The organism is Xanthocytophaga flava, from assembly GCF_030068545.1.
GTDB lineage: Bacteria > Bacteroidota > Bacteroidia > Cytophagales > 172606-1 > Xanthocytophaga > Xanthocytophaga flava.
The window spans coordinates 1-25,062 of record NZ_JASJOR010000041.1 but is presented as its reverse complement, the minus strand read 5'-3'; the positions used below and the strand labels follow the sequence as shown (position 1 = coordinate 25,062).

16 protein-coding genes, 1 tRNA gene and 1 rRNA gene are annotated in these 25,062 nt (G+C 35.0%); 6 read left to right on the top strand and 12 right to left on the bottom strand.

Annotated features, from left to right (window positions below; all coding sequences use genetic code 11):
- Window positions 1–205: 205 nt before the first annotated feature.
- From QNI15_RS35020 to QNI15_RS35000, 5 genes are all read right to left on the bottom strand, one after another.
- A complete protein-coding gene (locus QNI15_RS35020) occupies window positions 206–3,529 on the bottom strand; it encodes a DUF4175 family protein (RefSeq protein WP_314036499.1) in 3,324 nt (1,107 codons plus the stop codon).
- A gap of 204 nt (window positions 3,530–3,733) precedes the next feature.
- Window positions 3,734–5,272: an ABC transporter substrate-binding protein gene (locus QNI15_RS35015; RefSeq protein ID WP_314036497.1), complete on the bottom strand. Its 1,539-nt coding sequence runs from the start codon at window positions 5,270–5,272 to the stop codon at window positions 3,734–3,736.
- A gap of 269 nt (window positions 5,273–5,541) precedes the next feature.
- On the bottom strand, window positions 5,542–6,312 hold the full coding sequence (locus QNI15_RS35010; protein ID WP_314036495.1) for an exodeoxyribonuclease III: 771 nt from the start codon (window positions 6,310–6,312) through the stop codon (window positions 5,542–5,544).
- 216 nt (window positions 6,313–6,528) lie between these two features.
- Entirely contained in the window at window positions 6,529–6,873 is a 345-nt protein-coding gene (locus QNI15_RS35005; RefSeq protein WP_313981566.1) for a hypothetical protein, read from the bottom strand.
- A 10-nt stretch (window positions 6,874–6,883) separates the two neighbouring features.
- Window positions 6,884–7,231, bottom strand: coding sequence for a carboxymuconolactone decarboxylase family protein (locus QNI15_RS35000; protein ID WP_313992364.1), 348 nt, complete (start codon window positions 7,229–7,231; stop codon window positions 6,884–6,886).
- Window positions 7,232–7,374: 143 nt separating this feature from the next.
- Between QNI15_RS35000 and QNI15_RS34995 the strand changes: the two genes are divergently transcribed.
- On the top strand, window positions 7,375–8,061 hold the full coding sequence (locus QNI15_RS34995) for a ComF family protein (protein ID WP_314036493.1): 687 nt from the start codon (window positions 7,375–7,377) through the stop codon (window positions 8,059–8,061).
- Between the two features lie 422 nt (window positions 8,062–8,483).
- Here the strand turns inward: QNI15_RS34995 and QNI15_RS34990 are convergent, their stop codons facing one another.
- The 3 genes from QNI15_RS34990 to mfd form a co-directional block, all read right to left on the bottom strand.
- Window positions 8,484–9,122, bottom strand: a complete 639-nt coding sequence (locus QNI15_RS34990; protein ID WP_314036491.1) for a hypothetical protein — start codon at window positions 9,120–9,122, stop codon at window positions 8,484–8,486.
- Between the two features lie 88 nt (window positions 9,123–9,210).
- Window positions 9,211–10,407, bottom strand: coding sequence for a gliding motility lipoprotein GldJ (gldJ, locus tag QNI15_RS34985; protein WP_313981575.1), 1,197 nt, complete (start codon window positions 10,405–10,407; stop codon window positions 9,211–9,213).
- Between the two features lie 644 nt (window positions 10,408–11,051).
- Window positions 11,052–14,402: a transcription-repair coupling factor gene (gene mfd, locus QNI15_RS34980; protein WP_314036489.1), complete on the bottom strand. Its 3,351-nt coding sequence runs from the start codon at window positions 14,400–14,402 to the stop codon at window positions 11,052–11,054.
- Between the two features lie 794 nt (window positions 14,403–15,196).
- Here mfd and QNI15_RS34975 point away from each other — a divergent pair.
- Window positions 15,197–16,639: a hypothetical protein gene (locus tag QNI15_RS34975; RefSeq protein WP_313981580.1), complete on the top strand. Its 1,443-nt coding sequence runs from the start codon at window positions 15,197–15,199 to the stop codon at window positions 16,637–16,639.
- Between the two features lie 95 nt (window positions 16,640–16,734).
- Here QNI15_RS34975 and QNI15_RS34970 read toward each other — a convergent pair whose 3' ends face one another.
- From QNI15_RS34970 to QNI15_RS34955, 4 genes are all read right to left on the bottom strand, one after another.
- A complete protein-coding gene (locus QNI15_RS34970) occupies window positions 16,735–18,000 on the bottom strand; it encodes a glycosyltransferase family 87 protein (RefSeq protein WP_314036487.1) in 1,266 nt (421 codons plus the stop codon).
- A gap of 300 nt (window positions 18,001–18,300) precedes the next feature.
- Window positions 18,301–18,720: a response regulator gene (locus tag QNI15_RS34965; protein ID WP_313981585.1), complete on the bottom strand. Its 420-nt coding sequence runs from the start codon at window positions 18,718–18,720 to the stop codon at window positions 18,301–18,303.
- A gap of 354 nt (window positions 18,721–19,074) precedes the next feature.
- Window positions 19,075–20,607, bottom strand: coding sequence for an L-piperidine-6-carboxylate dehydrogenase (gene amaB, locus QNI15_RS34960; RefSeq protein WP_314036485.1), 1,533 nt, complete (start codon window positions 20,605–20,607; stop codon window positions 19,075–19,077).
- Between the two features lie 368 nt (window positions 20,608–20,975).
- Window positions 20,976–22,487, bottom strand: coding sequence for a trypsin-like peptidase domain-containing protein (locus tag QNI15_RS34955; RefSeq protein WP_314036483.1), 1,512 nt, complete (start codon window positions 22,485–22,487; stop codon window positions 20,976–20,978).
- Window positions 22,488–22,886: 399 nt separating this feature from the next.
- Between QNI15_RS34955 and QNI15_RS34950 the strand changes: the two genes are divergently transcribed.
- The 4 genes from QNI15_RS34950 to QNI15_RS34935 form a co-directional block, all read left to right on the top strand.
- Window positions 22,887–22,960 (top strand) — tRNA-Asn (locus QNI15_RS34950).
- Between the two features lie 106 nt (window positions 22,961–23,066).
- Window positions 23,067–23,747: a tRNA (adenosine(37)-N6)-threonylcarbamoyltransferase complex dimerization subunit type 1 TsaB gene (gene tsaB / locus QNI15_RS34945; protein WP_314036481.1), complete on the top strand. Its 681-nt coding sequence runs from the start codon at window positions 23,067–23,069 to the stop codon at window positions 23,745–23,747.
- 19 nt (window positions 23,748–23,766) lie between these two features.
- Window positions 23,767–24,288, top strand: coding sequence for a DUF2480 family protein (locus tag QNI15_RS34940; RefSeq protein WP_314036479.1), 522 nt, complete (start codon window positions 23,767–23,769; stop codon window positions 24,286–24,288).
- Between the two features lie 669 nt (window positions 24,289–24,957).
- Window positions 24,958–25,062: ribosomal RNA gene (locus QNI15_RS34935) — 16S ribosomal RNA — on the top strand; the annotation flags it as partial.

Here is a 25,062-nt window from a genome sequence, read left to right as displayed (position 1 = left end):
TATATATACGTACGTAAATTCTGGGCGAAAAGTTGTAATAGATGGATAGATTTTAATCTTATAGATTATTTAGCATACGAGAAGCTCTATGAGTTACTATACCTATAATAAGGTATATACTTTTTAATAAGGAAGTGTAACCATTATTAGCAAGCTATAATACTGGCATAAAATAAAAGCTCTCATTTGAATGAGAGCTTTTATTTTATTTTGTTGAATTACCAAGTTTTTTGAAGTATTCATCAACTTCTTTTCTATAATAAGGTGACAGGGCAGGGGGGATGGTTTTTAGTAACTCAATTTGTTTTTCTTTATTCTTAATGTATTGTTCAAAAGCAGGGGGAACGGAAGGTTTCGCATCTTTGGCTTGCTCTGCTTTTCGTTGCTCATCTTCATCTCTTTCCCGTTGCGATTTTTCTGCTTCCAATAAACGGGTTACGATATCCTGATTTCTTTTGAGCATGTCTTGTGATAGATTTTTATTAACCAAGTCTTTCTCAGTTTCTTCCATTTTCTTTAAGAGATCTTCCATGCCTCCTGGTTTTTCTCCTTTTTCATTTCGGCTCTTCTCCATTTGCTGCAATGCTTTTCGGATCATCTCTTGTTGTGCTGCCATCTTTGCTAATTCTTCAGAGAGTTGTCTGCCTGACTTTCCTCCTTGTTTAAGATCTTGTATTTGCTTATTTAATTGTTGCTGCAATTCACTCATGCCAGGCTGAGGTTTTTTGTTAGGCTTGGGTTTGCCTTTTCCTGCTTTGGCATTTTTCATCTGTTCCTGCATTTGTTTCAACGCATCGTTTAGCATCAATGCCAGATTATTCATGGATGTCATGGCAAGTTGTTGTTGGCCAGTAGCGAGGCTTAAACGTCTTTCTTTTATACCTCTTGTACTTTCATCCATGTGTTGTTTCATATCCGTAACTTCACGTGTTACAAAAGATTCTAGCTGGAACACCCGTTTTGCAAGTGAATACAGGCTGTCTTCTATAATTTTAGCATCATCCTTTAACTTTAATTGTTCCTGAGCCAGTTTAGGAAATCTTGGATCTGAAAGATTTACATTGCGGAAGTCTTTCATGAGTTTTTCCTGGTCAAATGACAATGTGATCAGATTCTCCAAAATGTCTCTTAAATCATCCAGGTTTTCCTGATTCTGCTCCATCTCCATACCTCCTTGCATTTGTTCCATTTCTTTTGCCATTTGCTCCATTTTTTGTGCTGCATCTTTCTGGTTTTGGGAGGCTTTCTTATTTTGGTTATTCTGGAGTTGATCTAAACTTTGTTTTTGCTTTTCTGATATATCTTTCTCTTTTTGGCCATCCTGATCCATTTGTTCAAGACCCGTAGGTTGCTCAAGCTCTTTATCCATTTCTTTTAACTCTTCAAGATTTTGCTTTTGTTCTTCAAATTTCTCGTTGAGGTCTTGTTGTTTATTCTCTAGTTCTTTTTGCTCTTTTTGTTGAGACTCATTAGCATTATTGTTTTTTGTATCTTCTGTCTTCTCTGCCAGTTTCTGTTGTTCCTTAGCTAATTCTTTTAAATCGTTTATCTGCTTATCGATCTTTTGTTCAAACTGTAATTGTTTAAACATCTCCAGTGCTCTCTCTATTTCTTTCTCCAATGTATTTTCCTTCTGGCTCAGTTTATCAAGCAGGTTGAAATTATTTTTATTTGTTTCCAGTAGCTTTTCTAATTCTTCATAAAGCTTTTTGGTCTCTTCATCTAAGAGGTTATCCATTAGCTTCTGTAACTGATCCATTTTTTCCATTAGTTGCGGATTTGTTTCGGAGAAGCGGTTTTGTTGTTGGTTCAGACTTTTCATCTGCTCCTGAAGTTTCTCCAATTCCGCATTTAATTCTTGTCTTTTCTTTAGTACTTCTTCAATTTGTTTCTTATCCTGAAAATCCAGTTGTTTCTTCGTCTTTAACCTATCCTCTAATGTATTTATCTCTTTCTTTAAGCGGGATGCTTTTGTTAATGCACTACTGATTTTTGAACTGGTTTGTTTAGAGAGTTGCTCCTGATTATCTTCCAGTTGTTTATCATTTGGAATAGCAAAGGTAAATACCTGCGATTTTGCTGCTTTAGGACCATTTACACCATCATTATCCCATACTTGTACATAGTATTGTATTTTGTCTCCTGGAGCTAATTGTAGCTTTTCTAAAGACCATTGGTGATAATAGTTCTGAATAGTTTGATTGGCCTGAAGATTTAATGGGATCGTTCCTGTGTGTTGTGATTTGTTTTCTTCATCTGCAGGAATAACACTATAGACAATAGCAAGTTTGGAGAATCCATAATCATCCGCAATATTTCCTCCAAATACAAGATAATTGAATAGGGTAGTATCTTTAAAGCTCTCTAGTGTAATCTTAGGGTACTGATCTGGTATTACATCCAGAAAGTAATTAATATCTTCTTTATTGAAACCAAAACGATTTTTAAGTTTAACCTGATAATTTTCTGATTTGGTTGCTTTTGTAGAGAATAAGAATGTCTCTTTTGATGGTTGCTCGGCAACCGTTGGATTAGATGCGTTGCCAAATGTAACAAGCAAGCTATCTGTATCTGCCGATTTGAATTCCCATTGTATCTGAGTACCTTCTGGTACTAACAAATTTCCTACATTATTTAATATTTCATCTGTACGTTTCAGATAGGCAGGGTATTTTAGTTTAGCTGAAAATATCTCAAGGCTTGGACGAGGGATTAAATGAACTTCATAACCATTCGATTGAAAATCTGCAGCCTCAAAATGAAAATCAAAACCCTTCTGTATTTTATTGAATGTAAACGAAAAATTTCTGGCATCAATAGCTGTCATCTTTTGTTTACGTCCATTTGTATATAGATAAACAGTTTCTGGTAATGAATTTCCCTCCAGATGAAGTGTAACAGTAAGATCTTCATTTTTGAAAACATCCAGGTTTTTGTTCTTCAGTTCAAATGAGAATGGGGCTTCTGGTAAGTACACTTTCCGGAAGTTGACTATTCTTTGAGAACTATCTGTAAAGAACTTAGGAAAACGTGCAAGGATCAGTAATATAATGAGGGCAGGAGGGACTATATAGCGTAAATATCTACGATTCTGGCTTATATCCACTGCATCTGTGAATGGGATAAGGCTAAGTTGTTGAGTCCGCTGATCAATACTTGCCAGCAATAATTGATTTTGAGATGTGCTTAAACTTTGAAGTTGAATAGTATTGAGGAGCTTATCATCGATATTGGTAAAGTATTTACCAATTTGACGGGCTGCTTCTTCGTTGGATATTGGCTTACTTATGTTGTTTAGTTTTAAAACAGGATCAATGATATATTGATATAATACGTATCCTGTTATTCCTAAAAATGTAAATAGTAATCCTGCTCTCATTATCGGATTAAAACGGCCGAAGAATTCTGCCGTATTTACAATCAGATAAGTCGTCAGTATGAGTGATCCTCCAAGTAGTAATCCTCTGATCAAAAGATTACGATAATATTTTTTCTTGTAAGCTGTCAGCTTTTGCAAAAGGATATTCATAGCTTCTTGTATAATATAGGATTAGGAAGATTTTTCAGCGTAGATACATTTAGTTTTAACTATAAATACTTTCAATTTTAGTCGTATCTACTAAAATAACGAACAAAGAGAAAAGGTAGTTTTTTTGGGCAAAAAAAACAAGAGAAATAAAAGCATACAAACTGTAATGCTTTTATTTCTCTTGTGAAAAAAGAATAAGAGAGCTTACTTTTTAGATTTCTCTTTTTGTTGTGTTTCAGGAGTAAAATATACTTCGGAAAAATCGTCCATATTCAATGGATGAGTTGGTATGTTCTTTAAATTGTCTTTAACTAACATATATTTCTCATCGTACCATAGCGGTATAACTACTGCGTCATTTATCAACTGTTGTTCTGCTTGGAGCACTGCTGCATTCGCTTCTGTAGCTTGTTTTGCAGCTAGGGCTTTTTCATACCATTCATCAAATACTTTATTATGATATTGAAACACATTAGGGTATGTTTTACCTTTATAGCTAATACTATTTCTGCTATAAAAATTTTCCAGATAACTTATAGGTTTTGCATAATCTGGTGTTTTGGATAGCAGAACTATGGTAAACTTTCCCTCTGTTAAGGCTTCTTGGAGCTTTGCTAATGGCATTGGTTGTAAATTTACTTCTATACCTAATGTATTCTTAATCTGATCCACAATCGCAATGGCTACAAGCGTATTTCGGGAACCATCAGGGTAGAAGATCAGAGTTGGTTTTTCTGATGGAATAGGAGCTACCTCTAAAAGAGTACGTGCCGAGTCCTGCCGTTCTGATATTCCACGAACATTCTTAGCTGGATAGGAGGGATAAGCTGGTGAAATAAGTCCATGTTCTGCTACTTCTAGGCCTTCTCCATTAAGGGTGGTACTTAAAATGGTTGTTTTATCTATACTATATGCAAAGGCTTTACGAAGAGATGAACTCTTAAAGAATTTATCTGCACAATTAAAAGCTAAATAATGAGTAACAATTTCAGGTTTTCTAACAAGGATTGAATGTTCCCATCCTTCGGGTTTATTTTCCATTGATTCAATTTTCATTATTTCAATGAACTGTTCTGGTGGCAAATGATACATCATTTGAATATTACCACCTTTAAATTCTGCCAGCTCTGAACGTTTATCAGGAATAAACTGAATATTTATCTGACTTAAAAAAGGAAGTTGATTACCTGGAACATCATGTCTGTGATAGTGTGGATTGCGGGATAAATTAATAGAGATTTCTCGCTCAACCTCTGTAAGCATGAATGGTCCTGTTCCTACTGCTTTGGGTCTTACAGTACCATATTTGTTGATTGCTTCAATAGGATATATAAAAGCCTGGGGCCTGGTAAGTTGAAATAAGATATCTGGATTTGGCTTTTCCAGAATTAATTGAAAATGATAGTCATCAATTTGTTTGATAGCTTCCGGAACGATAAGCTTTTTGTTTTTATCAGAAGTTGCAAAATACTCATTAATGCCTTTTAATCTATTTTTAAATAGTACAAATCCTTGATTGTCAGGAGATTTTATGCATAGTTGAATGAGGCTATAAACAATGTCTCCTGCTTTTAGTTCTCTTCCTTTGCCATTAGGAAAGCAAGGATCATCATGAAATAGAACACCTTTTTTGATCTGAAAAGTATAAATAGTACTATCACTATTTACTTCATATGATTCTGCCAGTGATGGTATCACTTCTAGTGTTTTTGGATCTGTTTTAAACAAACCCTCATAAATCATAGCGGCTACCTGAGCGGAAACAGGATCTGTAATGGAAGGAGGATAAAGTGTGTGGATATATTCTGTTTTACTAAGACGAAGGATACCCCCATAGTAACTATTTCCTTTTGCAGCTGGCACTAAGATAAGTTCATCTCTGGTTTGTCTGCATCCCACAATAGTAAGAAGAATTAAAATATAAACAGAAAAGTTTTTGATCATAAAAGGATTCAATTTTGCTGAGATAGCAAAATTAATAAACCTAAGAAAGGTTCAAAGGTTTTGAGGAATTAAACCTCTAATTTGATTATAATAGGGCAATGATCTGAAAAACAAATGTCTGTTAATAATTCTGCCTCCTGAATTTTTGTTGTGATATCTTTACTGGCAAAGAAATAATCAATGCGCCATCCGAGGTTTTTGGCTCGGGCATTAGCTCTGTAAGTCCACCATGAATACTGTTGCTTCTGAGGATTCTTATATCGATAGGTATCTACAAAACCAGCCTCAAGAAACTTGCTGACCCATTGACGTTCTTCAGGTAAGAAGCCTGTGGATTTTTGATTGGCTTTAGGATTATGTATGTCAATTTCCTGGTGAGCAATGTTGAAATCTCCACAAAGAATAAGCGGTTTATTTTGCTCATGCTGTATAGATAGAATATATTGTTTGAAGTGATCTAGCCATTCCATCTTAAAGGATTGGCGGATCTCTCCGGATGTTCCTGAGGGTACATAAACATTAATTAGCGAGAAGGCGTTTGTATCAAAGCGGAGTATACGTCCTTCTCTATCATATTCCTCTATTCCACTTCCTTGAATAATCTGAAGAGCTGGTTGTTTAGCTAGAATAGCTACTCCACTATATCCTTTTTTTTGTGCCGGATACCAATGAGTATAAGTATAGCCTAATCCTTCAAATAAAGGATTGAGGTGTTCAGGTGTATCAAACTTTACTTCCTGTAAACAAATAATATCAGGTTGTTCGTTCTTTAACCATTCCAGGAAGCCCTTCTGCAAGCCTGATCGTAATCCATTGATATTAAAAGATATGATCTTCATAATACGGGAAGTAAGTACATGTTTTCTTTTTGGCTTGAAACAAGGCATTGATGCTACAATACCTTGTTTCAAAACCGCCTATAGATAAAATAAGAGAACTTCACTAACTACTTATCTCGAATCTTGGTTATTAATTGTCCTTATACTATTTACAAAAAAGATGGGCTTTAGCACCCATCTAGCAAAAAGAATAAAAAAGGTAATTAAACAAGTTAATTATATACCCACTTCATTTTGAAAATAATTAATCACATACTCTTTAAGCATTTTTTCCTGAGAAAGCAGATCAGAGAAAGGAAGCTTTTGTACAAGCTTCCAATGTGGCCATCCGTCTGTATCTCTATAATCAAACTCATAATAACCAACTTGACTTAGTACCTTACATATACCTATATGCATTAGGTCTTGCTTCTGCTCTTTGGTAAAATGCAATACTCCTTTGCCCAGTTCCTGAACGCCAATTAAGAATAATACCCCATTTAAATCAGCGGGTCGTTTACCTATCGATTGTTCCAGTTTTGTCAGGAGCTGATCCCATTGTACTTCAAGTGTATCTTCCATATATCAAAGCTCAATTTTTATTTAATGCCTGCCAGTATTCTACTGCTCTGCGAAGATGTGGTATGACAATAGTACCACCAATTAGATTGGCAATAGAAAACACTTCAAATATCTGTTGGTCTGTAACTCCCAGCTCGTGGCATTTTCCCAGATGGTATTTTACACAATCGTCGCATCGTAATACCATGGAGCATGCTAATCCAATCATTTCTTTTGTTACTACATCTACAGTGCCTGGTTCATAACAGTTTGTGTCCAGATTAAACAATCTGTTAATAATCAGATTTTTTGCACCAGATATTTGTTCGTTCATCCGGCTTCTGTATGCATTGAACTCTTCTACAAGTGGATCTGCCATATATGTTTGGAATAAAATGAATAAGTAAAGTTATCTATGTATACGTTGTAATATTCTTCTTAGAATTTGGGTTGCGAATGTACACAATGTACTGCTATTTTAATGAGAATTTGTTGGCTAATACATTGTAACATATAATACCTATGAGTTTGTTCGATGACTTCCTGGAGTTGATCTTTCCTGAATACTGTCTTATGTGTAATGGTAGCCTATTAAAGAATGAGAAACAGATTTGTTTATACTGCCGATATCATTTACCTGTAACTAATTACCACAATGATCCAAATAATGCATTGATGCAACGGTTTGCAGGAAAGGTAAATATTAAATATGCCTGGGCGTTTTTAAAGTTTACAAAAGGAGGGAAGGTACAGAATGTCTTACATCATTTGAAATACAATGGAAAAAAAGATGCAGGTATATTGTTGGGTAAGTGGTATGGAAGTGAATTAAGAAAAAGAGAATATCATACGGAATTTGATAGTATAATACCTGTACCGTTGCATGCATCAAAGTTAAAAAAGAGAGGATATAATCAATGTGACCCTATTGTGGCTGGTTTATCGTTGCAATTAGGTGTTGCGGCATACCCAATTGCTTTAAAACGAAATATTCACAATCCTAGCCAGACACGGTTAAGTAGAATGGAGCGGTATGATAATACTAAAGATATATTCGAAGTAGCAGATTATGAATCTGTGAGAGATAAGCGCATCTTATTGGTTGATGATATTGTTACTACTGGATCTACTCTGGAATCCTGTATTATGGCATTACAGAAAGCAAAATGCAAAGAAGTAAGTATTGCTTGTTTGGCGTCTGCACAGTAAAATCTTATATTGAAGATTTTACTCTTTCTGATCATTTTTCTGTTTACTCATATTCGGTTGTTGATAGGATGTGTTTAGCTACAGACTGCGAGGTTATTCACTGATTAGGTAAGGGAGTGCATTTTATTCACAGTGTCTTTTGTTTCTGCGCATAGTTCACAGCAAACTATTTTTTAGAGAAGGCAAGGCCGTCCTGCGTATAGGCGGATGGTTTGCATTTTATTCACGGCAAGTTGAGTTTTGACTTGAACTCCGATCACTTTTTATTTTGACTGGAGTTCCGACCGTTTTTTTTCTTGCGCATACTTCACTGCAAAAGTTTTGTTTGCGCATAACTTACTGCAAAACTTTTTTTGATCGGAATTCACCACAAGTACAAGAATTTTGTATAATCCAGTTCAAAAAAAATAGTATTAGTATAGCTAAAATGGATAAATATTCTTACTAAACCAATCTTCTGCGGAGGTTGCTTTTATCTCTGTCTGAACTTTTTTGTCTATTTTCTTTTGTCCATTCTGGATAGAATTGTCTATCATTTTATGAGAGATAAATCCTTGTTCTTTAACTCCCAGCCTTGTAAGTAGATCTATTATTCTTTCTCCTCCAAAATGCAAGAAGAATGGTTCTTCTAGGGCATTATAGAAATGCACAGTTGGTTTTCCTGGCAATTGGTTTAATTGAGACAGGTAGTTTTCTTCCACACTCGATTTAGGATAGTGTTCAGCAAAATGGAATGAGATATTCTTAGGAATACTACTAAATGCCTTTATAGTATTTGTCTGCATAAGAAGTTCAACCGAAATCAATAAGATTGACTTATCATTAGGTAGATTTCCATGAATGCTCTCCAGGTGTTTAAACTCAAGTCCTGCATTCTCTAAAGCATTTTTTACCTCCTGTATTGTTTTAGAGAAGAAAGTTACAACAATAGGATAGGAGGATATTTCTTGCTTTACCAGTTCACAGAGAGTTGCATATTTATGAATCTTCTTTTCCCAGGTTTTGTCCGGATATCTTGTATAGCTAACCTTGGTCTTCTTTTTAAATAAGAAAGAGAACATACTAATTTTCTTTAACTGTAAGAATTGGAATCCACCAAAATAAAAAAGCCTCCACGAGAGCGGAGGCTTTTTGCATTATTTCTTTTTATTAACGGTTAGAACCTGCATTAATCATTGCACAACGGAAGCCGATTGTTGCTGTTGCTGAATCTTCTTCCAAATAACGACGAGTACCTGGAGATAACCAATAAGCAACATCTTTCCAAGAACCTCCTTTGTAAACCCGTACCTGATCATCGATCAGAGAGTTGTTATTTTTCTTGTCATAATTCTCTGCTTTATCCAGATAACCACTACGACGAAGAGGGTTTAGATCATCAAAATCCTGGTAAGAGTTTGAACGATAAACGTCATATACCCATTCGTTTACGTTTCCTGCCATGTTATACAAACCGAAATCGTTTGGTGGGTTCTCATATACCTGGCTGGTGATCAATGCCGCATCATTCAATTTACCTGCTATACCCGCATAGTCACCACGACCACGTTTGAAGTTTGCAAGGAATCTACCCATTTGCTTTCCGTAAGGGTTACGCAGTGCGTGTCCATCCCAAGGATAAATACGTTTGTTGGTTTGGTTTTCATCAAGATACTGAACGCCAATCAACGCATATGCTGCATATTCCCATTCTGCTTCAGATGGCAGACGATAGTTAGGAAGAACCACACCTGATTCAAGTGGGATACGTCCTCCACCATCAGAAGGTGGCTCGATACCTGCATCTTCAGCTAGTTTTTTGTTTACAACATTGGTACGCCATGTAGAATAATCTACTGCTTGTTTCCATGAAACACCTACAATAGGATAGTAACGGAAACCTGGATAGCGAAGGTAGTGATCACGATATGAATCGTTGAATGCTAGTTCGCTGGTCCATACTGTTGTATCTGGTAATGCAGATTGGTAAAATTCTTCAGAAGAGTCTTTTTGGATATAGTATAAGTATTCCAACCAGTGAATATTGGCGATTTCTGTCTCGTCCATCCAGAAGGATTGCACACTGACAGTTCTTTCAATATTATCATGTGAGTTTGTTAAATCTTCTTCGGCAGAACCCATTACAAAGCGTCCACCTTCGATGAATACAAGGTTTGGACCTTGAGGCTGTCCTTTGAAGTCCGGAACCTGAAAACCATCATCTTCATTGTATGCAAGGCCAGTCGCCGTACTTTCCTGGCCAGGGTTCGCTGCCGTAGGATACTTGTCTTTCTTACACGATGCTAATGCCAGCAGCATCGAACCTGCTAACATAACATGTGTAGTTGAACGCCAGAGCTTATTCATAACCTGTTTTTTGTTAAATAATGAATTATATTAAACACTTATTTTCAGAGTTGTTTTTCACTGGATTTCTGATGTACAGGTAAACTTTAATTGTAAGAGAATCCAACTAATACAACAACTATTAAATACACTTTTAATTCTGCTACGAAAATGCACGGTTTTCGTGGAATAATAAATTGATTACCGAAAGAAAATCGATGTATGTAATAAAAATTAAAATTCCGTAAAATAATTTTTTACTGATACCTGGCTTCTATTTTTAGGAACCAATACCATCCATCAAAAAAGGATAGATGCGGATAGGAATCTTCTTCTAACCTTCCAAAAATCAACTGGTTGCTACTATTTATTTAGATTCATTCACCAATCCACATTCCGTACAAAAATACAATTTTGTTACATAGATTAACGGAATCAGTGGTTAATTTCGTCTCCTTAGGACGCGTAATTTTAATATTTTGTTACAAAAATTGCAGCGCAATCCGTCGGACATCTTATTTAACACCCATTGAAACGAATAGAGTAGGTATAATATTGTCTGATTTACTTCCAATAGTACTGTAAAATACTAAGAACTCCCACAATAGCTATCTGTCTGAGAATTGTTCTGGAAGCATATATCTAAGGACTAACTATCATCCAAGCTATACAGCCATTTTTACCTTCTCATCTATCAGTGATAAGATATCTCTTGCTTGACTTATAGATTTAATTTCGTCAAATATCAGTATAAGTTTGTCCTTTGCTTCTTTAAGCCTGCATTTCTTAGGATTTTGCTGAATATACAGTAAAATATTACCAAATACATCCGACTTAAAGTATTTTTCGTTATCTGCCGGAACAAAATAACCCTTCATACTTCCATTTTTTAATGTTAGTTTCTCAAAGCCCAGCCTTTCTGCTATCCAACGGAGACGAACCATTTCAATTAGATCTTTTACTTCTTCTGGCATTTGCCCAAATCTGTCAATTATTTCGGTTGTAAATTTCTCTAACTCTACTTCTTCTTTTATATTATCTAGTTGCGAATAAAGATTCAGCCTTTCAGAAATACTGGGGACATAGGTCTCAGGAATGATAATAGAAAGATCAGACTCTATCACACAATCTGTGATTAATTCTTTTACATTGAGTTCATCTGCAAAAAGTTCTTTAAATTCGTCCTCCTTTAGTTCTTGAATAGCATCATCCAATATTTTATGATATGTTTCAAAACCCAGATCTGAAATGAATCCACTTTGTTCTGCTCCCAGCAAATTTCCCGCCCCACGAATATCCAAATCTCGCATAGAGATTTTAAATCCATCTCCCAGATCTGAAAACTCTTCAAGAGTATGTAGTCTTTTTCTGGAATCAGAACTTAGTGAAGTAGGAGGAGGGGTTAACAAATAACAATAAGCCTTGCGATTGCTGCGGCCTACACGTCCTCTCATCTGGTGTAAATCTGCTAATCCAAACTGATGGGCTCTGTTGATAATGATTGTATTTGCATTTGGAATGTCCAGACCTGATTCTATAATATTGGTAGAAAGCAATACATCATATTCTCCATCGATAAACTTCAACATAGTTTTTTCAAGTTTGCTCCCTTCCATCTGTCCATGAGCCACGCCGATTTTAGCATCAGGAACTAATCGTAATATAGTATCGCCAAGTTCAACAATATCATTAATACGGTTATGGACAAAAAATACCTGACCTCCACGACGCAGTTCTTCACTGATGGCATCCCGAATCATTTCTTCACTGAATGTTTGTACTTCAGTAGTTACTGGCTGTCGATTTGGCGGTGGGGTAGCAATAATGGAAAGATCACGTGCTCCCATCAAAGAGAAATGAAGAGTACGAGGTATCGGAGTAGCTGTTAATGTAAGCACATCTACATTCACTCGCATTTCTTTTAATTTATCTTTGGTTTTGACACCAAATTTCTGCTCCTCATCAATAATCAGAAGTCCCAGATTTTTGAACTTGACATCACTTCCTACAAGACGATGCGTCCCTATAAGAATATCTATGCTGCCATCTGCTACCTTTTGTAGCGTTTCCTTAATTTGTTGAGTAGTTTTAAATCGATTGACATATTCTACCCGAACTGGAAACTTTTCAAGTCGTTCTTTAAATGTTTTGTAATGCTGCATAGCAAGTACAGTAGTCGGTACTAGTACTGCAACTTGCTTACCATCTGTAGCTGCTTTAAATGCTGCCCGTATCGCTACTTCTGTTTTACCAAAACCAACATCACCACAGACAAGCCTATCCATAGGATGAGCTTGTTCCATATCTTTCTTCACATCTGCTGTAGCTTTGGCCTGATCCGGTGTATCTTCGTACAAGAAGGAAGATTCAAGTTCTGCTTGTAAAAAGCTATCTCTGGAGTAGGCAAATCCTGGTGCTGCTTTTCGTTTGGCGTATAGACTGATAAGTTCTTTGGCAATATCCTTAACCTGCTTTTTGATCCTTGATTTCTTATTTTCCCATTCTGGTGAGCCGAGTTTGCTCATCTGTGGTGGATTGCCATCCTTTCCTGTATACTTTGCTATTTTATGAAGTGAGTAAATACTTACATATAGAAGATCATCATCCCGGAATACAAGCCGAATCGCTTCCTGCTGGCTACCGTTTACCTCAATCTTTTCCAATCCTGCAAATCTTCCAATACCATAATCAATATGAGTAACATAATCACCTGGCTGCAAGGTCCGCAATTCGCGTAAGGTCATTGCCTTTGATTTGGAGAACCGTTCCTTAGCCTTGTAGCGGTGAAAACGATCAAAAATCTGATGATCTGTATAACAAGCAATTTTTGTATTATGATCTACAAATCCTTCCCGAAAGGCAAGGTTCAGAGATTGATAATTAATATAAGGATTGATTTCCTGAAAAATAGTATTCAATCGTTCATGCTGTCTGATTGAATCTGCGGCAATGGTATTAATATATCCATGGGTGAGATTGTCCTGAAGGTTTGTTGCCAGCAAATTAAAATCTTTATTGAATGAGGGTTGTGCAGATGCAGAGTATTCTATTTTTTCGGCGTTCTTGAAATAAGCTTTTTTACCAAACTCAATAACACGCTTTTCCTTTAACTGGTTGAGGAAATTGCGTCGCGTGTCAAACAGCTCTTCAGGTTTCGAAATAAGCCGAGGTTCTTTGGCTGCCTCATAAGCTTCTGTTGCTTTCTCAAAGTATTTCTCAATTACCTCAAGAGTAAGCTCTATATCTTTTGCCCAAATTCCGACATCTTTTGGAAGGAAGCTGAGAAAAGTTTCTCTGGATTCAACAGTTACTTTACTTTGTATATTAGGGACAATGGATACTTGTGATACGGTTGCAACAGATAATTGGGTATCAGGATTAAATGTACGAATACTTTCTATCTCGTCTCCAAATAGCTCAATTCGATACGGTAAATCATTTGCAAAAGAGAAAACATCTACGATACCACCCCTAATGGAAAACTGTCCTGCTTCATAAACAAAATCAGTTTTATCAAAATCATAGCTAAGCAAAAATTCTGCAATAAAATTGGTATCCAGTTTCTCACCTACCCGAGCTACAAAAGTATTTTGTACCAATGATTTCTGACTAATAACTTTTTCTGTCAATGCTTCAGGATATGTAACAATAAGTTCATTCCCTCCTAAACTAAGCTGACTCAGTACTTCTGCCCGACGAAGTATATTAGCATTATCTGTTTCTATGAATTGATAGGGTTTTCTATACGAGGTAGGAAAAAACAAAATTTCTTTATCTGGCAATAAATTTTGAAGGTCATTTAGAAAATAAGCAGCTTCTTCTTTCTCGTGTAAGATAAATAGATGAGTTTGTGGATTTCTGAGGTATAAAGCTACTGCCAATACTGCATCAAGGCTACCCACAATCCCTTTGCATTGCAAATGCGCTGGATTCTGAATGTTATATGCGAATAATCTTTCAATGGTCTGAACCAGACTATCTTCGCGATATAACTGAAGAAAATCTTTACTCTTCAATGTCGTAAATAGTAGATTGAAATTACAAATTTATAAAAGAAAGGGGAATGGTGCTTAAAAAGCTTCTGGAAAACACCCCTCAATTAGTTATTATTGGCTGTTTTTATACTATATGTCTATGAGATTTAAATCCTAAAACAGCTCCGTTTGTGAGTTTTTATTAAAATCAATGCGTAGTTTTTACAAGTGGTATGATAGATCTTTGAAAGAATCTATTTATTTTCCACAAGAACATAAATGAACTAGACAAAGTTCTGGCTTAGTTTTGTTATGTTTGTGCTGTGAATAGTACTTTTTTTGTGGTAACTCATTTTTGCCAATATTTATAAAAATGAGATGTATTGAAATGATAACTTTTTGTAAAAAGATACCTAAAATGCCTGATAGATTAGAAAGAAAAAAAATATTCTTACAAGTAACCTGATAGGTAGAAATTGCACAAACACCATTGAACTTATTAACTTTCAGAAACAAAACGAAAAAAGCCTGGAATGTGTAGGAAATATGGACATATAGAAGGAGGACATAGACTGGTTTGATAAAAAATGTAGAGAGAATAAATAATAAAAAAAAATTAGTATACTTGGAACACAATAGTATAACTTATTGTAAAACAAGGTATTTGTATAGACTAATGGAATACGTTTTACATTAAAAAGAAAATAAATTGGCTCATTTAATAGTTTCTCAGGACGGAAATACTTTTTTACTTATATAGTTTTATTAAAGACTTTTGTGTCCGAACCTGATAAACAATACTCCTAACAACATACGTTTTTACTAATTTAATTACTATGGCAAAGCTCAAAAATATTATCAAGCAATTGTCTCCGGAAGATTACGATGCCATCTATAACCAACTGATGACAAGTAATGCTGAAAAGTCAGCATACCTTCTAAAGTTTATGCGTGAGAAGCAATTGTCTGATAGTAAGATCATGGAACAACTAGACGTAAATACAAATGCGTATTATACGTTGCGTTCGCGCCTGAATCAAAAAATTGAAGAATACCTTCTTCAACAAATGGAGAGTCCACGTACAGACTTGTTGAAGAAAGTTGCCAATATTACTGAAATCCTTTTTACAAAAAAGAGGGCTATTGCCGTAGCAACATTAAAAAAGCTAGAAAAAGAGCTGTTGGATTATGATCTTTCCAACGAATTAACAATTATTTATAAAAGTCTTAAAAAACTGCACATCAATTCGCCAGACTTCTACAACTACTCTCAAAGTTACAACCGTCACGTGGCCTATATGTTGGCCATTGATAAGGCTGAAGATTTATTATCAGAGTATTTCAAAAAGTATGGTAACTATACTCTTTCTGGTACAGAGACTGAGAAACTGGAGTTGACCTATCTGAACAAAGAAATGGAAAACGTGTGTAAATTGTATCAATCACACCGTTTGTATGTGTATCAGAATTGCATGAGCATTTTCCATCGTTTGTTTGTAGAAAACACAGAAAATCTGGATGATGATCAGGAGCCAATTGAAGATGTGCTGAATAATGTTGAAAAAATATTCCAGCAATACAATCTGGATACTGTATACTATCACCTGAAACTGGTATTTGAGTTTTTAAAACTGGAATACTATACACACTATAAAGTATATAAGAAAGCTGAAAAATATTTTGATGAAGTAAATGATGCTGCCAGTACTTTATTAACCAACTACAGTTTATATACATATCCTGCACAATTCCTTTTTACAAAAGTACAACGGCATATCCGCCTGGATACAGAGCAGACTATGTATGAAGAGAACGAAGGTTTGTTCCAGGATTATGAAGCAGATGCTTATGATTTGCCAAAATATACAGGATATGTTGTATATAGAGCTGTATGTTGTTATTATTCAAAAAAATATGATGAGGCAGCGCGTTGGGTAAATAATTTGTTAAATGAGATGAGTCTGAAGAAATATCCGATTGCTCATTTGGAAGTAAAATTATTGTTGGCATTACAATATTGCTTACTTAATGACTATGAATTATTTAGTCAGCTTCTTAACAGTATCCAGCGCCAGATTCGGATTATGGGTAAAGATGAGTGTGAACATATGCTTATCTTCACCAAGATAATGAAAACTTCCTTGTATGATAGCAAAAACGGAAAAGCTGCTAAGATTCGTGGATTAATTGATAAATTACAAAAAATCAATGTAAAAGGATTTACTGTAATTACATTAATTAAAATGGATGAAAGCTTTGTTGCAAGACTCTCTTCTTAGAAGGTAACAACTATTCCTATAAAAACAAACACCTCTAATGTTGAAATTAGAGGTGTTTGTTTTTATAGGAATTTATTTTTAATGGGAAAACGGCATTACTGGTTTTTAGTTAAAAGTTCGACCTTTGAAGGAGGGCACATTAATAATACGGGTATAAGCAGGATTGTGGCTATAGTAAGAATACGGAAGTGCTGTAAGACATCATAAAAATATCGCCCAATTATATCACTACCAATTATAGGAGTAAAGAACAAAGAAGCTAAAATGAATATTCCCAATGGGAAATAGATTTCTTTACTCTTTTGAAATTGAAAATGTACTATAAAATAATAGAGAAGATAGATAATAGCAGGAAATAAATAGATATATGCATATTTTTGTTGGTGAGGAAATAATAGTGGAGTACAGATAAATAAGTATGTATATTCCCAGTAGTCTTTTAAAACAGACACATTCTTTTTAAATGGAAGTGTTCGAAGAAACACAAGGGTTAATAGGACAAAAAATATCCTGCTAATGTTTAATACAAGTAATGTGTTATTATAGCTCAAATCAAGAAAGTTACGCTTAATAGGTAGTTGGCCTGGCGCATTGGTAAGATAGACAGGTATAAGGCTTGTTAAGCTGTGAGCACTGAGGTCAGTTTCTATGGTATGCTCGCTATTGGAAGGATTTATAATCTGCCACCATTCACTCAACAAATATTGATTAAATTTTATCCCTAAAAATAAACCAGGAAGGTAAAGCAAGACTATGAATGTTAGAATAGTTATGAAGAAGCCTCTGAGTTCTTTTCTATAAAGCAGATAAGGTAAGAATAAAGCAGGTAAAAGTTTAATGTTGATTGCTAGCCCTAGTAGAATACCTCCTTTTATAAACTTATCCTCTCGAAATAGTCGCAAACCTTCAAGGGTTGCCCACAATAGGAATATTGTTAGCTGAAGCATTGGGAAATTGTACATTATAAAGCGTACAATTAAAAAGAATGCTAAAATTGTCCAGTATTTCTTAGCCTTTTCCGAAAGAATGGAAATAGTAAAATAAGCCATTGATAATTGCCAGACCCTATAAAGCCAAAATGCCAATAACAAAGCCCATATTATTTTAGGAATAATAGGAGGAAAATATGAGAAAGGGATCAACACCAAGGCGAAAAAGACGCTATAATAATATTGTAATCCTTTGAGGAAAGGTGGTTGATAAATATTTTCAAAGTTTCTCAGCCTACGAGCTGTGTATAAATATACATTAAAATCATAACCATCAAAGGCATTAAGAACGCAAAATGCAACAACAAATAATATAAAAATAAGGAATCCTATCTTCTGTTTGCGAAGATAGAGGAGAAAAGGTATCTGCATGTATTTGTATTTTATGGTAAATTTTATAACTGAAGCTACTGTTTTAATATTGACGTGTAGCTTTAGAAATTACCGAAAATAAGGTTTGAGATAGAAAGGGAACTTGGTTGCTTTTTGTCAAAAATATAGGAAAGTACAAAAACCTCAAAATAGAGGTAAGAGATTCTATTTGTCACAAAAATAAGAACAGGTTTTTTCGGAAATTTGAGCCAGCTTTTTGTAAAACTTTACAGGAAGAAATAAAAAAACCTGTACTCGTATTGAATACAGGTAGGTTTTGTATCTGGCAGGATACTGTCTTTAGATTCCTAATTTTTTCAGACTATCCTGAGTGAGAGGTTTATTTACATATTTCTTTACATAATCGTATTTTTTAGATTTGCTCATATCCTGTGGGTTTATAGAAGAAGTGAGCATAACGATTTTGCAATATTCTTTTGTCTCTTTTGATAATTTCTCAAATTCATCCAAAAATTGAAAACCATCCATCAGAGGCATATCTATATCCAGAAAAATTAACTCAGGTAAGGTTACGTTGTTAGTTACGGCAGCAATTTTTTCCATATTTTTCAAAAACTCAATCGCACTTTTCCCGCCAGTATGGGTAAAAATATGCTTGGCAATACCTGCCGATTCAATAATCTTCTGGTTTATGAGGTTATCAATCTCATTGTCGTCAATCAACATAATGGTGTTGAACCTCTGAGTATTTTCTGCCATAATATAAACTATTTTAATGCGTCTTGGTTTAAAATCGGCTACAAGGTATAATATTCAGTAACAATTCCAAAGTTTAATTTTTGCCAAATCATTACAAGGTGACAAAAATATTTAAAAATGCAAATAATCTTTATATTGTTGATAGTCAGACAATTATTAAGTGCGTTTTTTTCAAAAATATGGTTTTTTAAACATTAATTGCAAGGAAATTACAAAAAAGAGATTATATATCTACATTTATTCTTTCACTTATAGAACAGATAGATAAATAGAATAATTAATAACAATGAGAATTTTATTAACCGCCAGAAAATAATATTCTTAAAACCCTTTACTAATTCTTTGTGAAAAATACTATATATCAAATGTAATGCCTTGAGCAAGAGGTAATTCTTTACTATAGTTAATAGTGTTTGTCTGACGGCGCATATATGTTCTCCATGCATCAGAGCCAGATTCTCTTCCTCCTCCAGTTTCTTTTTCTCCACCAAATGCACCACCTATTTCAGCACCAGACGTTCCGATATTAGCATTTGCAATACCACAATCTGAGCCTGCATACGAAAGAAATGTTTCAACTTCTCTCAAATCAAGTGAAAAAATAGCAGAAGATAAGCCTTGTTGTACATCATTATGGATTGCAATGGCATTTTCAAGGTTACCTTTATATTGAATAAGGTATAAAATAGGCCCAAACGTTTCCTGCTGAACTATTGGATAATCATTCTGTGCTTCGACCAATGCAGGTGTTACATAAGTTCCTGTGTTGTATTTTTCTCCTGATAAAACTTCTCCTCCAGCCAGGATTTTACCACCTGATTTCTTTACTTCATCAAGTGCTTGAGTAAAATTTTTAACAGCTTGTTTATCAATAAGTGGTCCTACAAGAACTCCATCCTCTAGTGGATTGCCAATAGGTAATTTAGCATAAATACTTACCAATCGATCTACAACTGTTTGATAGATGGATTCATGCAAAATTAATCGTCGTGTAGATGTACAACGCTGACCACAGGTTCCTACCGCACCAAAAGCTACAGCTCGTATTGCCATTTCCAGATCTGCGTTGGGAGTAATAATAATTGCATTGTTTCCTCCAAGCTCCAGTAATGATTTACCCAAACGATTAGCCACAGTTTCACCCACTTTGCGTCCCATACGAGTAGAACCTGTGGCTGAAATGAGAGGAACTCGTTTATCTGATGCAAGACTATGTCCAATACTTGCGTCTCCTAATACTAAATTAAAAACACCTTCAGGTACATTATTATTTTTGAGTACATTACTTATAATGTGTTGACAAGCAATCGCAGTCAGCGGTGTTTTTTCAGATGGTTTCCAGATACAAACATTTCCACACACTGCAGCTAACATAGCATTCCATGACCAGACAGCAACAGGAAAATTGAAGGCAGAAATAATTCCAACGATTCCTAATGGATGATACTGCTCATACATACGATGAAGCGGCCTTTCCGAATGCATAGTTAATCCATACAATTGTCTGGATAGACCAACAGCAAAATCGCATATATCTATCATTTCCTGAACTTCCCCTAAACCTTCCTGGTAAATTTTGCCCATTTCATAACTAACCAGACGACCAAGAGCTATTTTATGTTTACGAAGTTCCTCTCCAATCTGTCGTACTATTTCTCCTCTTTTGGGGGCGGGTATCTGTCTCCATTGTATAAATGCTGCTTCTGCTGTTTGAACCACATGATTATATTCTTCTGTTGTGGCCCATTGTACTGATGCAATGAGTTTATTATCAACAGGAGAAGATATCTCCTTTTGTCGGTCAGATAGGGTGGAACCCCAATTTAAACCAGTACTATATGCTGGGTTATAAGAATCTATATTTAATTGTTTCAAAAAATCCTGCATAAGATAAATAAGCTTGAAAGTAGAATAAGAACAAATTAAGTTTTAGGTTGTCAAAAATACATGATTCATTTCAGATTATAGCTAATACTTGCCTACCCAAATAATATGGACAGAATTAACTGCAGTTGGATGCTTGAGTTGAATACCACTCAAAAAAATTGCGGTGAATAATGCACAAACAAAAAAATGATTGGAGTTCAGGTCAAAAACAAAAACTGCAGTGAACAAAACGCAAATTCTCAGCCATTCAATGAACCAAAATGTCATTGCTAAAAAATGATCTGCCGTGAACTATGCGCAGAAATGAATCATCTCTTAAAGAAAGTGCATCCTTACACTTAGAGTATACTAAATGTAAGGATGAGATATTAGGGTGCTATTGCATGGTAACCTTTAGTTCCATTTGGAAATACGCCTTCTACAACAATGGCGCGCTGGCTGTTATTGATAATTTTGAAAACTTCTTCTGCTGATGTAACCGGATGACTATCCATTTCAGTAATAATAAAGCCTACTCTCATACCAGCATCTTTTATACGACCTTCTGCTATTCGTACAATCTTTACTCCATTTCCAATCCCTAATGCCTTTTTTTCAAGTGGACTGGCAGGAGCCATATCCGCACCAAAGATGTTAATTGTTTTTGCAAATTTAGGTTTAGGTAATAACGTATTTCCATTACTATTGCGCAAAGTAACCCATGTTTTCTGTTCCTCTCCTTCGCGTTCAAACCAAACCGCTATTTTATCACCTGGATGGTAAGTACCTACAATACTTTGTAACTCTGTCATAGAATTAATGATATGACTATCTATTTTAAAGATAACATCTCCTGATCGGATTCCTGCTGCTTGTGCAGCGCTTTGTTCATTTATATCTTCAACCAAAACACCTCTAACTTGTTTTAATCCATTCTCTTTTGCTTTTTTTGCATCAACATCCTGAATATGTACACCTAACAATGCCCTTTGCACAGATCCGTAGCGAAGCAAATCATCCATCACTTTTTTTGTAAGTGAAACCGGAACAGCAAAAGAATATCCTTGTGAAATACCCGTATTCGATGCTATAGCAGTATTAATTCCCATTAATTCTCCTTTAAGGTTAACCAATGCTCCTCCACTATTACCAGGATTCACAGCAGCGTCTGTTTGAATAAAGGACTCAATTTGGAGGTTATCTTTATCTTTTAAAATATTTATGTTACGTCCTTTTCCACTGATAATACCTGCTGTAACAGTGGAAGTTAAATCAAAAGGATTGCCTATGGCAAGAACCCACTCACCTATATGTAATTGGTCTGTATTTCCATATCTAACAAAAGGAAGATTCTCTTCTTCAATTTTTATCAATGCAAGATCGGTTGTTGGATCTGTTCCTATTACAGTACCACTATAACTACGTTTATCTTCCAGAATAACTTCTATTTCAGAGGCTTTTTCAATAACATGATTGTTCGTTGCAATGTAGCCATCTGGTGAAATAATTACTCCTGAACCTGCAGATTCTCTAGGAACAGACCCTTTGAATGGTCCGTCAAAACCATGAAAATCATGGAACCAGTCGTCAGAACCTTCCTCATTTTCGTCAACAGTTTCAGGTGAAGGGACACTTACTTGTTCATATCTGGTTTTAATATGTACAACTGAAGGCTTTACTTTTTCTGCTGCATATACAAAGTTAAGTCCATCAGGTACCTTAACAGAAAAAGATGTGTCAGTTTTGTAATTTGATACAGGAGATGCAAAAAAGCGGTTTTGCTTTTGTTCGATTGTCTCATTTTCAATTCCAGGAAATAGCATTTTATAACCAGTTAATGCCACAACACCCCCTAATAGAGAGGATAAAAACAAACTAATAACATATAAACGCAGATTCATCAGGCAAAAAGAAAATAGGATGGATAATAAAACAAATTGTGGAGTTTAATCTACTCAGGCTCGCATTTCATTAAACGTGTATAGTTATCTTCTAATTATATCCATAAGAACAAATGAATAGTTAAGTTTATAGCATTTATGAATAAAGTGATACAAAGTCTATACATGAAGTAGTAAGTAATCTACCGATAAGAAGAATGAAAAGCAAGAAACAAATCCAGTTTTCAATAGAGCGAGTATTAAACTTAAAAAAAAAATATAATTTTTTTTAATGCGTAAGTGTTTGTTTATTAGTGGTTTATTAGCCTTTTATGACTACACTAAGAAGAAAATATTAAAAAAAATAGGGCTACCTCTTGACAAATATAGGTCCTATTATTAGTTTTGCAGCCCTGTTAATCCCGAATAGCTCAGTCGGTTAGAGCATCTGACTGTTAATCAGAGGGTCGCTGGTTCGAGCCCAGCTTCGGGAGCCCTGCAAACCACATCTTTTAAAGATGTGGTTTTTGCTTTTTAGACCTACCTATTAACTAGACAAGTTATCATGTTGTAGGTTTAACCGTTTACGTTTTTCTGGATATGGCTCTCATTTTAAGTATAGAAACTTCTGTCAAAGCATGTTCCGTGGCATTGCACCAATCCGGTAAATTACTTGCAACTTTTCAGTTTTTAGTGGAAAAGGCCACATCACAGGTATTAACAGTTGCAATTGAACAGATAATACGAGATTCGGGATATCTTCTGAAAGATTTAGAAGCAGTTGCTGTGGCGAAAGGCCCTGGTTCATATACAGGATTGCGAATAGGAGTGGCTACTGCTAAAGGACTTTGTTATGCATTGCAGATACCTTTGTTAGCTGTTAATACACTAGAGGTAATGACAGAAGATGTAAAACGCTTTTTTTCTATAAATGATTATCTGTTTTGCCCTATGATAGATGCACGAAGGATGGAGGTGTTTTGTGCTGTCTATAATATGGCAGGAGAGGTCATTTCACCTGTTGAAGCAAAGATTATTGATGAGAACTCTTTTGATGATCTCTTAGTTAATAAGAAAATAATCTTTTTTGGTGATGGAGCTATAAAGTGTAAGGATAAGATAACACATTCTAATGCTAGTTTCATAAATACTATTATTCCTTCAGCTATATATGTAGGAGAGATCGCTTGGAAATATTTCCTAGCAAATCAAATGGAAGATGTTGAAACATTTGAGCCTTTTTATTTAAAAGAGTTTGTAAGTACTAAGCCTTTATCATAAAAATCCAAAGAGACTAGTTATGGATACGGAAACAGAAATTATAAATCGGGTTGCTAGTAGCGGATTGCTCACATTAGATCTGGCAGATTATTATCATCTAGGGGAAAGGGTAGTATATGATTTAAAAGACAATTTGTTTCAGGGGTTAATATTAAAAGAAAAAGATTTTCGTCAATTTCTTAAGGAGCATGACTGGAGTAACTATGCTGGAAAAAATGTAGCAGTGTTATGTTCTGAAGATGCCATTGTTCCAGTCTGGGCTTATATGCTGCTTACTACATATCTTGAGCCTTATGTGAATAAAGTTGTTTTTGGAGATCTTCAGAATTTGGAGCAAGCTCTATTTCAGGATGCGCTTTCAAAAATCTCACTTGAAAATTATATCAATGCTAAAGTTGTTGTGAAAGGGTGTGGAGATCTACCTATACCTTCTTATGCCTATGTAGAAATTACCAGATTGCTACGTCCAGTCGCACAAAGTATAATGTATGGTGAACCTTGTAGTACTGTTCCTATATATAAGAAGCCCAAAAACAGCTAATTAGTATTTTTCATTTAATTTGTGATGAAAAATATTTCATAATTATTTGGAGAATAGGATTGGGTCATATACTTTTGTAACCCTGTTCGCAAATCAAGAGAAGATCACGGACAGAGTAAGAAAAAAAGAAGAAAATAAATTTTAGTTTTTTCTTGCAGTAGTCAAAAACAACTTCTACTTTTGCATCCCGATTCACACATAGTGAAGAAAGAAACAAGAAAAAGAAGAAATAAAGTAAGTAGAAGGTAGAGGCGATAAGAAGTTAAGTAGTGAAAAAATAAAAAAATAAATTTTCACAAAATACTTGACAGAAAAGAAAAAGAAACTTACCTTTGCATCCCGATTCTGAAAGAGAGAAAAACAAGAGTGGTAAAGTAAAAGTAAGAATCCAAAATAAGAAAACCAAATTTTATACAGGTTTTTTTAAGCAAAGAAAAAAGAGTAAAAAAATAAGTATTACCTAGTATATAGGTCTATCTTCCAAAAGCGGAAGAGAAGTTCTTTGAGTGATTGAAGCAAAAGATAGCAAGCAAATAAAGCAAGGTAAGGTTTTGTTAAAATCGTAGGATTGAAAACAAACCGTCAACTTGATTCCTTTAATAAGAGAGTTATCGGGACAGACACTGTTCTTTATCACTAGCAATAGTAATAAAGGACAAAACTTCATATACTATGGAGAGTTTGATCCTGGCTCAGGATGAACGCTAGCGGCAGGCCTAATACATGCAAGTCGAACGGGTAGCAATACCAGTGGCGCACGGGTGCGTAACGCGT